The sequence below is a fragment of the Streptomyces sp. NPDC053665 genome (assembly GCF_055585285.1).
Map to the genome: position 1 here is coordinate 1 of NZ_JBVJKK010000008.1, position 12,670 is coordinate 12,670.

9 protein-coding genes are annotated in these 12,670 nt (G+C 72.1%); 5 read left to right on the forward strand and 4 right to left on the reverse strand.

The annotated features are described in order from the left end of the window. Positions 1 to 428: 428 nt before the first annotated feature. Both ACZ6ZN_RS28045 and ptsP read left to right on the forward strand, forming a co-directional pair. Positions 429 to 878 (forward strand): PTS glucose transporter subunit IIA, encoded by a 450-nt coding sequence (locus ACZ6ZN_RS28045; protein ID WP_398110784.1) that lies wholly within the window; start codon positions 429 to 431, stop codon positions 876 to 878. A gap of 79 nt (positions 879 to 957) precedes the next feature. Further along, positions 958 to 2,628: a phosphoenolpyruvate--protein phosphotransferase gene (gene ptsP / locus ACZ6ZN_RS28050; RefSeq protein WP_469650522.1), complete on the forward strand. Its 1,671-nt coding sequence runs from the start codon at positions 958 to 960 to the stop codon at positions 2,626 to 2,628. A gap of 87 nt (positions 2,629 to 2,715) precedes the next feature. Here the strand turns inward: ptsP and ACZ6ZN_RS28055 are convergent, their stop codons facing one another. Next, positions 2,716 to 3,609, reverse strand: a complete 894-nt coding sequence (locus ACZ6ZN_RS28055; RefSeq protein ID WP_469650525.1) for a hypothetical protein — start codon at positions 3,607 to 3,609, stop codon at positions 2,716 to 2,718. A gap of 139 nt (positions 3,610 to 3,748) precedes the next feature. After that, on the reverse strand, positions 3,749 to 5,716 hold the full coding sequence (locus ACZ6ZN_RS28060) for an acetoacetate--CoA ligase (RefSeq protein ID WP_469650529.1): 1,968 nt from the start codon (positions 5,714 to 5,716) through the stop codon (positions 3,749 to 3,751). 211 nt (positions 5,717 to 5,927) lie between these two features. Here ACZ6ZN_RS28060 and ACZ6ZN_RS28065 point away from each other — a divergent pair, with 211 nt between their 5' ends. Continuing rightward, entirely contained in the window at positions 5,928 to 8,291 is a 2,364-nt protein-coding gene (locus tag ACZ6ZN_RS28065) for a glycoside hydrolase family 31 protein (RefSeq protein WP_469650532.1), read from the forward strand. On the opposite strand, the gene ACZ6ZN_RS28070 is transcribed toward ACZ6ZN_RS28065, so the two are convergent. Together ACZ6ZN_RS28070 and ACZ6ZN_RS28075 are read right to left on the reverse strand one after the other, a co-directional pair. Beyond that, a complete protein-coding gene (locus ACZ6ZN_RS28070) occupies positions 8,285 to 8,818 on the reverse strand; it encodes an NUDIX domain-containing protein (protein ID WP_469650534.1) in 534 nt (177 codons plus the stop codon). The genes ACZ6ZN_RS28065 and ACZ6ZN_RS28070 overlap by 7 nt on opposite strands. A 47-nt stretch (positions 8,819 to 8,865) precedes the next feature. Beyond that, entirely contained in the window at positions 8,866 to 9,675 is an 810-nt protein-coding gene (locus ACZ6ZN_RS28075; protein WP_469650537.1) for a M15 family metallopeptidase, read from the reverse strand. A 652-nt stretch (positions 9,676 to 10,327) separates the two neighbouring features. On the opposite strand from ACZ6ZN_RS28075, the gene ACZ6ZN_RS28080 reads away from it, so the two are divergent. Together ACZ6ZN_RS28080 and glpK are read left to right on the forward strand one after the other, a co-directional pair. Further along, positions 10,328 to 11,125 (forward strand): MIP/aquaporin family protein, encoded by a 798-nt coding sequence (locus tag ACZ6ZN_RS28080; protein WP_398110777.1) that lies wholly within the window; start codon positions 10,328 to 10,330, stop codon positions 11,123 to 11,125. Between the two features lie 19 nt (positions 11,126 to 11,144). Next, positions 11,145 to 12,665: a glycerol kinase GlpK gene (glpK, locus tag ACZ6ZN_RS28085; RefSeq protein ID WP_469650540.1), complete on the forward strand. Its 1,521-nt coding sequence runs from the start codon at positions 11,145 to 11,147 to the stop codon at positions 12,663 to 12,665. Positions 12,666 to 12,670: the final 5 nt, after the last annotated feature.

The following is a 12,670-nucleotide window of genomic DNA, read 5'->3' on the forward strand; positions in this document are numbered from 1 at the left end:
CGGGGTATCAACATATCTGGCGTTGACTTTTGGCACGCTGTTGAGTTCTCAAGGAACGGTCGCTTCCTTTGTACTCACCCTCTCGGGCTTTCCTCTGGGCGCTTCCCTTCGGTGTTCCAAACTCTATCAGTGTTTTTCCGGCCCTTTGACCACCGTCCTGCAGGCATGCAGAAGATGATCCAAGATGGGATCTGATCAGTTTGGTTGCTGCCGGGCCGGTGCGCGAAGACCGCGTCGTTCAGCCCCAAGCAGGGTTACGACTGTACACGCGGCCGCGGAGCGCATGCAAATCCCTGTGAGGTATGGTCTAGACCACTTCGGGGTGCCCGCACGGAACCGGCACTTCAGGTGACATACGCTGCTGAACAGTGTGCCGTCCGGTACCTACAGGGACGGCCATACCGATCTCCACCCCTGGGAGGCTTCCCATGACCACCGTGACGTCCCCGCTCGCCGGACGCGCCATCGGACTGGCTGCCGTGCCGGACCCCGTCTTCTCCGGGGCCATGGTCGGCCCGGGCACCGCGATCGATCCCGTGCGGGAGCCCTCCGAGGCGATCTCCCCCGTGGACGGCGTCATCGTCTCCCTGCATCCGCACGCCTTCGTCGTCGTCGACGAGAGCGGCCACGGTGTGCTCACCCACCTCGGCATCGACACCGTGCAGCTCAACGGTCAGGGCTTCGAGCTCCTGGTGAACAAGGGCGACACGGTCCGGCGCGGTCAGGCCGTCGTGCGCTGGGACCCGGCCGCCGTCGAGGCCGCCGGCAAGTCCCCCATCTGTCCGGTCGTGGCACTCGAGGCCACGGCCGAGGCTCTCTCCGAGCTTCGCGAGGACGGCGATGTGAAGGCCGGCGACAGTCTCTTCCTCTGGAACTGACGTCAGCGCCGTCCCGGGACGGCGGGTACGACAACCAACGCGGGGGCGGGTAGCCGCCGCACTAGCGGAGACGGGTGAGATGGAGACAACGCTGCGAGGCGTCGGTGTCAGCCACGGTGTGGCGATCGGCGAGGTTCGGCACATGGGAACGGCGGTGCTCGAGCCGCCCGCGAAGCAGATCCCGGCCGACGAGGCGGAGCGCGAACAGGGGCGCGCCCGCAAGGCCGTGGAGGCGGTGGCGGCCGACCTGATGGCGCGGGGCAATCTGGCCGGGGGCGAGGCCCAGGCCGTGCTCGAGGCGCAGGCGATGATGGCGCAGGACCCCGAGCTGATGGCCGATGTGGAGCGGCGGATCGCCGTGGGCAGCACGGCCGAGCGCGGGGTGTACGACGCGTTCGCCTCGTACCGGGAACTGCTGGCAGGTGCCGGTGAGTACCTCGCCGGGCGGGTGGCCGACCTGGACGATGTGCGCAACCGTATCGTCGCGCGGCTGCTCGGGGTGCCGATGCCGGGCGTGCCGGACAGCGACGAGCCCTACGTCCTGGTGGCCCGTGATCTGGCGCCGGCGGACACCGCGCTGCTGGACCCGACGCTGGTGCTGGGCTTCGTTACGGAGGAGGGCGGCCCCACCAGTCACAGCGCGATCCTGGCCCGGGCGCTCGGAGTGCCCGCCGTGGTGGCGCTGCCCGGTGCCGGTGAGCTGGCAGAGGGCACGATGATCGCGGTGGACGGTAGCACCGGCGAGGTCTTCGTGGACCCGAGCGAGGACAAGAAGGCGCAGCTCGAGGCGGCCGCCGCGGAGCGGAAGGCCGCGCTGGCGGCGTCGACCGGTCCCGGTGCCACGGCCGACGGTCACAAGGTGCCGCTGCTGGCCAACGTCGGTGGACCCTCGGACGTCGAGGCCGCGGTCGAGGCCGGGGCCGAGGGTGTCGGTCTGTTCCGCACCGAGTTCCTCTTCCTGGACGACAGCAAGCAGGCGCCGACCGAGGAGAAGCAGGTCGCCGCGTACCGGCAGGTGCTGGAGGCGTTCCCCGAGGGGCGTGTCGTGGTGCGTGTGCTGGACGCGGGTGCGGACAAGCCGCTGGACTTCCTGACGCCGGCGGACGAGCCGAACCCGGCCCTCGGGGTGCGGGGTCTGCGGACGCTGCTCGATCACCCGGAGGTGCTGCGTACACAGCTGACCGCGCTCGCCCGGGCGGCGGAGGGTCTGCCGGTGTACCTCGAGGTCATGGCGCCGATGGTGGCGGACCGTGCGGACGCCAGGGCGTTCGCGGAGGCGTGCCGGGAAGCCGGGCTGCGGGCGAAGTTCGGTGCGATGGTCGAGATCCCGTCGGCAGCGCTGCGGGCCCGTTCGATCCTCCAGGAGGTCGAGTTCCTGTCGCTGGGGACGAACGACCTGGCGCAGTACACCTTCGCCGCCGACCGTCAGGTCGGTGCGGTCTCGCGTCTGCAGGACCCGTGGCAGCCCGCGCTGCTCGACCTGGTGGCGCTGGCCGCCGAGGCGGCCAAGGCCGAGGGCAAGAGCTGCGGCGTCTGCGGTGAGGCGGCTTCGGATCCGCTGCTCGCGTGTGTGCTGACCGGTCTGGGCGTCACCTCCCTGTCGATGGGTGCGGCGTCGATCCCATACGTGCGGGCGACGCTGGCGAAGTACACGCTGGCCCAGTGCGAGCGGGCCGCCGCCGCTGCCCGGGCGACGGACAGCGCGGAGGACGCGCGCAGCGCGGCTCAGGCGGTGCTGTCCGGCGAGTAGGCCGGGGCCGGTCCGCCGGACCGGTCGGGAGGGGCGCTCCGCCGAGGCGGGGCGCCCCTTCTGCGCGCCTGTGGGTGGCCGGCGGGTTCAGTGCCGGTGTTCGTGGGTGGGTGCGTCGTCGTCGCCCAGGTCGGGCGGGGCGCTGTAGTCGACGTTGGATTCCGGCGGGATGAGGTCTCCGGATTCGACGTCGGTGCAGTAGGCGTCGAAGACCTCGCCGGCGGTGAGGGGGCGGAGTCCGTGGTCGCGCAGGCGCCAGCCGTAGACGCGGTCGGGCCGGTGCGGTGCGGTGGTGCGGAGGACGAGGCCGCCGGGGCTCTCGGTGGCCAGGCCGAGGGCCAGGACGGTGGTGAATTCGAGCGCCTCGGTCTCGTCCAGGGCGAGGGAGTCGCCGTCCCGGGTGGCGTGCAGGGCCGCGACGAGGGTCTCGGGCGGTCCCGTGACGCTGCAGACCAGGTGGCGGTCGCCGGCGGGGGCCGTGTCGAGGATGCGGGCCAGCAGGTCGGAGGCGCGGGTGAAGGCGGCGCGTCCGATGTCCTCGCCGCAGGCCGTGCAGGCGCCGAGACGGGCGAGGAGGGTCGTGGCGTACTCCCAGGTGGCCTGGCGGATTCCCTCGTCGACGAGGGAGGCGAGCAGGTCGGCCAGGGGCTGGCCCTCGTACGGGAGGGTGGGGCCGGTGACGGCCAGTCGGGCCGTGAAGCGGGCGCGGCTCGACGGGTGGTCGGGGTCCAGGCCCTGGCGCGTGCAGAACTCGGCGTACTCCTCGGGGTCGAAGAGGGCGACGGTGGTGTGGCCGCCCTGCCGGGCGCGGGACCTGAGGAGGCCCTCGACCTGTTTGAGGTAGGCCGCGTGGTCGTCGAAGGTGAAGGTGCGGTAGCGCCGCATGGCGCGGAAGTCGTGTTCGTCGGTCAGCAGGCCGATGGTGCCGGCGATCTCGCGGCGCAGGACGCGTCGCATGGTCCGGATGTCGGTGTGCGCCATGGTTCCCCCTGTTGCATGTCGATCAATGCTCACTCACAGTAACCGGCGGCACTGACAGTGAGCGGCGGATGCCCCGGCCGGTGGGTGGCCGGGGCATCCGTGCAGGCGGGGGCTGCGTGCTGCGGGGGCCGCGTGCGGGTCAGGCCCGCTTGCGGGCGATGTCCTCGTAGAAGCCGAGCAGCTCGAGGTTGTCGATGGAACCCGGGTTGACGGCCTTCTCCAGCGGGGTGCCCTGGAGGAGGCGCTTGACGGGGACCTCGATGCGTTTGCCGGTGAGGGTGTGCGGGACTCCGGGCACCTCGATGATCTCGTCGGGGACGTGGCGCGGGGACAGTTGCTCGCGGATGGTCTGCTTGATGCGGTTCAGCAGGGCCTCGTCGAGGACCGCTCCGGGCGCCAGGTGGACGAACAGGGGCATCCAGTAGCCGCCGTCGGGCTGTTCGATGCCGATGACGAGGGACTCCCTGATCTCGGGGAGGCGTTCCACGGCTTCGTAGATGTCGGCGGAGCCCATGCGGACGCCCTGGCGGTTCAGCGTGGAGTCGGAGCGGCCGTGGATGACGACGGAGCCGCGTGAGGTGACGGTGATCCAGTCGCCGTGGCGCCACACGCCGGGGTAGGTGTCGAAGTAGCTGTCGTGGTAGCGGCTGCCGTCGGGGTCGTTCCAGAAGTGGATCGGCATGGACGGCATCGGGTTGGTGACCACCAGCTCGCCGACCTCGTCGGTGAGGGGGTTGCCGGCGGGGTCCCAGGACTGCAGGTCGGTGCCGAGGCAGGGGGCCTGGAGCTCGCCGACGTGCACCGGGAGGGTGGGGACGGCTCCGGCGAAGCAGGAGCAGACGTCGGTGCCGCCGCTGACGGAGGCGATCCACAGGTCGGCCCGGACCTCGTCGTGGAGCCAGCGGAAGCCGTCGGGGGGCAGGGGCGAGCCGGTGGTGGCGACGCACTGGACGGTGGAAAGGTCGAAGTCGCGTGCGGGGTGGACGCCGGCCTTGCGGCAGGCCATCACGTAGGCGGCCGAGGTGCCGTACAGGGTGGCGCCGGTGCGTTCGGCGATGCGCCACTGGGCGCCGGTGTCCGGGTAACCGGGGCTGCCGTCGTACAGGACGATCGTGGTGCCGGTGAGCAGGCCGGAGACGAGGAAGTTCCACATCATCCAGCCGGTCGACGTGTACCAGAAGAAGCGGTCCTCGGGGCCGAGGTCGCAGTGCAGGCCGAGCTGCTTGAGGTGCTCGACGAGGATGCCGCCCTGGGACTGGACGATGGCCTTGGGCAGGCCGGTAGTGCCGGAGGAGTAGAGCACCCACAGGGGGTGGTCGAAGGGGACCGGCTCGAAGACGGGTTCCGTGTCGGCGGAGGTGAGGGCGGACCAGTCGAGGGCGCCCTCGGGTGCCTCGGTGCCCAGGAGCGGGATGTGGACGACGGCCCGGAGGGTGGGCAGTTCGGCGCGCAGTTCGGCGACGGTCTCGCGCCGGTCGTGTTCCTTGCCGCCGTAGCGGTAGCCGTCGACGGTGAACAGGACGACGGGTTCGACCTGCTGGAAGCGGTCGAGGACGCTGCGGGCGCCGAAGTCGGGCGCGCAGGAGGTCCACACGCCGCCGACGGCCGCCGTGGCCAGCAGGGCGACCACGGCCTGCGGGATGTTGGGGAGGTAGCCGCTGACGCGGTCCCCCGGGCGCACTCCGCGTGCGCGCAGCTCGGCGGCGAGGGATCCGACCTGGCGTCGCAGCTCCGCCCAGGTCACCGGGCGCGGTTCGTGGGTCTCGTCGACGTGCAGCAGGGCCGGTTCGTCCGCGCGGGTGGCGGCGGCGCGCAGGGCGTGTTCGGCGTAGTTGAGGGTGGCTCCGGGGAACCACTGGGCGCCGGGCATGGTGCGCTCGCCCAGCACGCGCGCGTAGGGCGTCGAGAAGCGGACGTCGAACCACTCCGTGACGGCTTTCCAGAAGGTGTCCAGTTCGTCCACGGACCAGCGCTGCAGGGCCGCGTAGCCGCCGTCGGCGGGGGCTCCGTGGTGTTCGGCGGCCCAGGTCTGGAACCTGGTGATCCGTGCCCGGGCGATGCGCTCGGGGTCGGGCTGCCAGAGCGGCTGGGGACTTGCGGTCGACATGGTCGGCTCCCGGACTGTGCGCGTCGTGTGCGTCCTCCGCGCACGGGCTGGGGTGTGCGCGTGAGCGGCTGGCACGGACAATGCCACGTGATCGACTTCGACACCAGGGTGCGCCCCACATAGTCCGTGTCGTGAAGATGTGGTCTTGGCACGGGTGAACGGCAGTTGAACGACACGTCCGCGCGGGGCCGTCAGTGGCAGGGTGAGCAGCATGAACGGTCGTGACCTGGTGCGTTCGGTGAGAGCGGTGGCTTCGGTGGGGGCGGCGCAGGGTGTGCGTACCGTACGGGCAGCGTGGCGCAGGCGGCGCGTCGACGCCACCGGGCTGCCGCCGCGGGGGGCGGAGCGGGCCCGGGTGCCCGGGACCGTGCGGGACGTGGAGCCGGGCCCCGGGGGCGGTGTCGTCCGGTTCGGCCGGTCGGAGCTGCGGGTCCTGGTGGCGGTCAACGGGGCCGTCTTCCTCGGCTGGGAAGGGGCGGGGCCGGAGCCGTCGTACGCGCTGGCCGGGCGGTGCCCGCAGCCGGATCCGCGGGCGGTGCTGGAGCCGGACACCGACGGTGGCTGGCGGGTGGTGGCGGAGCGGGTGACGGTCGTGGTGTCGCGGCACGGGGCGGTGGAGGTGCAGACGCCCGGTGGGGTGCTGCTGCGGCGTGATCTGCCGCCGCGCTGGTGGGAACCGGTCGGCGGTGGTCCCGCGCGGTGGGCGCAGCGGTCGGAGGTGGCCGCCGACGCCCGGTTCTTCGGGCTGGGCGGACGCGCCTCGGGTCCCCGGCTCCGGGACGGGAGGTACCGGCTGTGGAACACCGATCCCGGCCGTCCGTTCACGCCGGCCGACGATCCGCTGCACCTGACCATGCCGGTGCAGCTGGTGGTGGCCGACGGCGGGTCGCATCTGGTGTTCCACGACAACGCGTGGGACGGCACGGTCACCCTGCGGGAGGGCGAGGAGGGCGCGGGGTCCGGGCACGACCGGGCCGGGACGAGCGAGCTGCGGGTGCAGGGCGGTCCGTTGCGCTGCTGGGTGACGGTGGGCACCCCTGCGCGCGTGCTGCTCGCCTGGGCGTCGCTCACCGGGGCGCCCGCGCTGCCGCCGGCGTGGGCGCTGGGCCACCAGCACGCGCGCGGGGGGTCAGGCGGCGAGGAGGAGGTGCGGCGGGTCGTCGCGGGCCATCTGGAGCACGGGCTGCCGCTGGACGCCTTGCACCTGGACGTCGACCACCTGGACGCCCACCAGGTGTTCACCGTCGACCCGGACCGCTTCCCGAAGCTGCCCGTGCTGGCCGAGGAGCTGCGCCGGGACGGCGTCCGGTTGGTGTCGGTCGTCGAACCGGCCGTGCCGGCACGGCCCGGCAACGCCGTGTACGACGCGGGCGCGGCCGGGGACGTGTTCGTACGGGACGCGGCCGGTGAGGTCGTGGAGGGCGTGGCTCGGGCCGGGGAGGCGGTGTTCCCGGACTTCACGCACGCGCGCGTGCGGGAGTGGTGGGGTGGTCTGTACGAGGAGCGGCTGGCCCAGGGCTTCTCCGGCTTCTGGCACGGCATGGACGAGCCGACCTCGTTCACCGCCTTCGGGGAGACCACCCTGCCGCGGTCGGCGCGGCACTCCCTGGAGGGGCGCGGCGGCGACCACCGCGAGGCGCACAACGTGTACGCCCTGTGCATGGCCAGGGCCGGTTTCGAGGCGCTGCTGGGGCTGGCACCGGACGAGCGGCCCTTCCTGTTCTCCCGGTCCGGCTGGGCCGGGATGCAGCGCTACGGCGGGGCGTGGTCGGGGGACGTGGCCACCGGCTGGCCCGGGCTGCGGGCGTCCCTGGCGCTGGTGCTGGGGCTGGGGCTGTGCGGTGTGCCGTACTCGGGGCCGGACATCGGCGGTTCCGGGGCGGAGCCGTCGCCCGAGCTGTATCTGCGGTGGCTCCAGCTGGGTGCCTTCCTGCCGCTGTTCCGCACCCGCGCGGGGCGGCGGGAGCCGTGGGAGTTCGGTCCCCAGGTGCTGGAGCACGCGCGCGTGGCGCTGCTGGAACGGCGCCGGCTGCTGCCGTACTTCGTGACGCTGGCGCATCTGGCCCGGCGGACCGGGGCGCCCTATGTGCGGCCCCTGTGGTGGAGCGCGCCGGAGGATCGGATCCTGCGGGACTGCGGGGACGCCTTCCTGCTGGGCGACTGCCTGCTGGTGGCTCCGGTGCTGGAGCCGGGTGCGGACCGGCGCGCCGTGCAGCTGCCGCGCGGGCGCTGGTACGACGTGGTGACCGAGGAGGCGTACGAAGGGCCGGGGCGGGTGTGCGTCGACGCGCCGCTGTCCCGGATCCCGGTGCTGGCGCGCGCGGGTGCCGTGCTGCCGGTGCGCGGGGTGGACGGCGGGCTGGAACTGGAGGTGTGGGCGCCCGCCCGGGGGCGCACCGGCGGCGGGCTGGTCGTGCCGGACGGGGGCGACGGGTGGGACGAGCCGGAGATCCAGCGCTGTACCGCGCGGTGGGTGGGCCCGCGGGTGGTCGTCGAGTGGCAGGGCGGGGAGGGCGGGGGTGAGCCGCCCTTCCCGGTGCGGGTGCGCGGGGCCGGGGACCGGCGGGGTCAGTAGCGGCCCTCGAACCAGGCGCGTACGGCCAGGGTGTGCAGGGGGAAGGCCAGTTCCTGCGGCCTGCGCAGGAGGTGCCAGCCCTCCGTCTCGTCCGTGGCGGCGGAGACCGGCAGTCCTTCCGCCGGGCGTGCCGGGAGGAGACCGAACAGCAGCAGGTGCCCGTCGGGTGAGCTCATGGCGTCGGCGAGCCGTACGTCACGGCCGGCGGCGCCGATGCCCGTCTCCTCCTCCAGTTCGCGGACGACGGCGTGCCGCCAGTCCTCCCGGTGGTCGACGAACCCGCCGGGCAGGGCGATGCCCCCGCGCGCGGGTGCGACGGTCCGGGTGATGACGACCAGAGCGGTGCCCTGGGTGTCGTAGACGGGCTGGAGGGCCACCGCCACAGGGAGCGGATTGCGGTAGGCGACGGCCCCGCACGCCGGGCAGGTGCGGGGCCAGCCGGAGACGCCCTCTCCGTAGGGCGCGCCGCAGCTCGAACAGTGGGAGTACGGCGCGGAGTTGGGAACGGAGTGCTGAGTTTCGGACACGCGGCGGACTGTAGCCGATCACGTGGAGGGCGGTGCGGGCGGGCGGCTCAACGGGGGCCGGGGAGCGACCTGCTGGACACGGGGAAGTCGAAGTAGGTGTCGGGGTAGGGCTCGGGCTTGAAGGTGTAGTGCCACCACTCCTCGGCGAGGTTCACGAAGCCTAGGCCTTCGAGGGTGGACTTGAGCAGCAGCCGGTTGGCGCGCTGGGGACCCTGGATCCGCGGGTCGAGGGTGTGCGAGAGGGTGTCGAAGCAGTCGAAGCCGGTGCCCATGTCGACCGAGTTGTCGGGGAACCGCTCGCGTCGGGGTGCGAAGCACGGGACGAGGGGTTCGCCGGGGCGGTAGGGCCGGGTCGGCCGCGCGGGCAGCCGGACGAGGGTGACGTCGAGGGTCGATCCGCGGCTGTGGCCGGATTTCTCCGCGATGTAGCCGTCGGCGAAGAGCCGGGTCTTGTCGACGTTCGGGTAGAACTCGCCCTTCATGGCCTCGTCGTCGAGGTCCTCGGCCCAGCGGACGAAGTGGTCGACCGCGCGCAGCGGCCGGTAGCAGTCGTAGACCTTGAGGGTGTAGCCCTGGCGCAGGAGTCGGCGCTGGGCCTGGTGGAGGGCCTCGGCGGCGGGCCGGGTGAGGATGCACAGGGGCCGGCGGTAGCCGTCGATGCGCTCGCCCACGAAGTTGTGCGCGGTGGCGTAGCGCATCTCCTGGAGGATGGTCGGATCCACGCTGCGGAGGGCGACGAAGTCCTCGGGTGCCCGGGGTTCGGGCCGGGCCTGGGCGGGGGCGGTGGCGGCGGTGGCCGTCAGCAATGCCGCGACCGCGGTGATCAGGGCGCGTGCCACGGTGGTGAGTCGTGTCATGGCCCTTGCGTCTATCAGGGGTAGGCGGGCGGTGGGAAGGAGGAGCCCGGAAACGGCCGGCTGCCGGCGACAGACCCCTTTCGTGCCGCCCTGCCTCCTGCGGTTGAGAAACCTCCAGGTCAGGTGGATCCTGGACCTGAGCAAGCGACGAGTCGGTGGGGCTGGGAGTCGCCAGCGGCGACGCTCGGCCGTGGCCGGATACCGCAGAGCCGCCCGGTCCAGCCAGGGCCGTGCGGACCCCGACACAATCGTCCAGCGCGACCTGCGAACAGACCTGAACAGCGACCCGACCGGGCACCGCCCGGGCCGACGACCGGCCGCTCGGCCCGGCCGTCGCCGGGCAGTCGCCTGGCGGCCGTCGGTCGGCCGTCACCGTTGCGGTCGGCGACCTTGACGCCCTCCGGGTGCCGGTGAACACTTCCGGTGTCAGTCGACATCCGCGTCCAAAGGCGGCGCAATCCGGCACAGCGGCGCATGGTGCGCCGGCGCCAGGGCCCCTTCCCCCACGGGCGGTTCGGCTGCGACGGCACGCTCGTCACGGATGCCGGGCGGGGCGCGGGATCTCCCTGCCTCCGGCGGAAGTAGCCATGGGAAACGCACCCTGCACGTGAGGCCCGGGCGGTCCGTCCCGGGTCACGGCCTAGGAGCCGCCATGAGTAACGGAGACATCTTCTTCGGCGAGTTGATCGGTACGGCGATCCTCATCCTGTTCGGCGCCGGCGTGTGCGCCGCCGTCACCCTCAGGTTCTCGAAGGCCCGGGCCTCCGGGTGGATCGTGATCGCGTTCGGCTGGGGTTTCGCCGTGCTGGCCGGCGCGTACACCGCCGCCCCGCTCTCCGGTGGGCACCTGAATCCCGCCGTCACCCTGGGCCTCGCCGTGGACACCGGGGTGTGGGACAAGGTCTGGATCTACATCCTGGGGCAGATGGCCGGTGCCATGCTCGGAGCCGTCCTGGCCTACCTGGTGTACTTCGCGCAGTTCCAGGCGAACACGCGCAAGGGCGGCACCACCGAGGGAACGGTCGACGAACCGGTCCCGACGCTCGGCATCTTCTCCACGATCCCCGAGATCCGTAACCCGGTGGCCAACCTGATCACCGAGATCCTCGCGACGATCGCCCTGGTACTGCCGCTGCTCGCCCTGGTGGGCAGCAACCGGCACGTCGAGGGCATAGGCATCGGGCAGATCGTCGGCCAGTCCGAGGGCATCTACGGGTCCGGTATCGCGATCATGCTGGTCGCCTTCCTGGTCGTCGGCATCGGCCTCTCCCTGGGTGGTCCCACCGGCTACGCCATCAACCCGGCGCGCGACCTGGGACCCCGCATCATCCACTCCATCCTGCCGATCCCGAACAAGGGCACCTCCGACTGGGGCTACTCGTGGATCCCGGTCGTCGGCCCGCTGATCGGCGGACTGCTGGGTGGCGTCATCTACAACGCAGCCTTCTGAACCAGCCCGAGAGGTAGCCATGACGGACAACGCCGCGAAGTACGTCGCCGCCATCGACCAGGGCACCACGTCGAGCCGCTGCATCGTCTTCGACGAGGCCGGCGCCATCGTCGCCGTGGACCAGCGCGAGCACCGGCAGATCTTCCCCAAACCGGGCTGGGTGGAGCACGACGCCACCGAGATCTGGTCCAAGACGCAGGCGGTCGTGGCCGGGGCGCTGGCCAAGGCCGGGCTGCGGGCCGACCAGTTGAGCGCCATGGGCATCACCAACCAGCGCGAGACGACCCTCCTGTGGGACCGCACCACGGGCAAGCCGGTGCACAACGCCATCGTCTGGCAGGACACCCGGACGGCGGCGCTGTGCCGGCAGCTGGGCGGCTCCGACGGGCAGGACCGTTTCCGCGAGCAGACGGGGCTGCCGCTGGCGACCTACTTCTCCGGGCCCAAGGCCGCCTGGCTGCTGGAGAACGTGCCCGACCTGCGGGCACGGGCCGAGCGCGGGGAGATCGCCTTCGGGACGATGGACTCCTGGCTGATCTGGAACCTCACCGGCGGCACGGACGGCGGGCAGCACGTCACCGACGTGACCAACGCCGGACGCACCATGCTGATGAACCTGGAGACCCTCCAATGGGACTCCTCGATCCTCTCGGCGATGAACATCCCGGAGGCCATGCTGCCGGAGATCCGCTCCTCGGCCGAGGTGTACGGGACCGCCGTCGGCCAGTTGTCCGGCGTTCCCGTGGCCTCCGCCCTCGGCGACCAGCAGGCCGCGGTCTTCGGCCAGGCCTGCTACGACGTGGGCACGGCGAAGAACACCTACGGCACGGGCAGCTTCCTGCTGCTGAACACGGGCAACCGCCCGGTGCCGTCGAAGAGCGGCCTGCTGACGACCATGGGGTACAAGATCGGCAACGAGGCGCCGGTGTACTGCCTGGAGGGGTCGATCGCCATCACGGGCGCGCTGGTGCAGTGGTTCCGCGACCAGCTCGGCATCATCCGCACCGCCGACGAGATCGAGCCCCTCGCGGCCAGCGTGGAGGACAACGGCGGGGCGTACATCGTCCCGGCGTTCTCCGGGCTGTTCGCGCCGTACTGGCGCTCCGACGCGCGGGGTGTCGTCACCGGTCTGACCCGGTACGTCACCAAGGCGCACCTGGCGCGGGCGGTGCTGGAGGCCACGAGCTGGCAGACGCGCGAGGTCGTGGACGCCATGTACCAGGACTCCGGGGTGCAGATCACCACCCTGAAGGTCGACGGCGGCATGACGAAGAACAACCTGCTGATGCAGCACCAGGCGGACGTGCTGGACGTGCCGGTGGTGCGGCCCAAGGTCTCCGAGACGACCTGCCTGGGCGCCGCGTACGCGGCCGGTCTCGCCACGGGCGTGTGGAACGACCTGGACGAGCTGAAGGCCCACTGGCAGAAGGACGTCGAGTGGACGCCGTCCATGGAGGCGTCCGTGCGGGACCGCGAGTACCACAACTGGCGCAAGGCCGTGGAGAAGAGCTTCGGCTGGGAGGAGAGCGAGGACGACTAGCCACA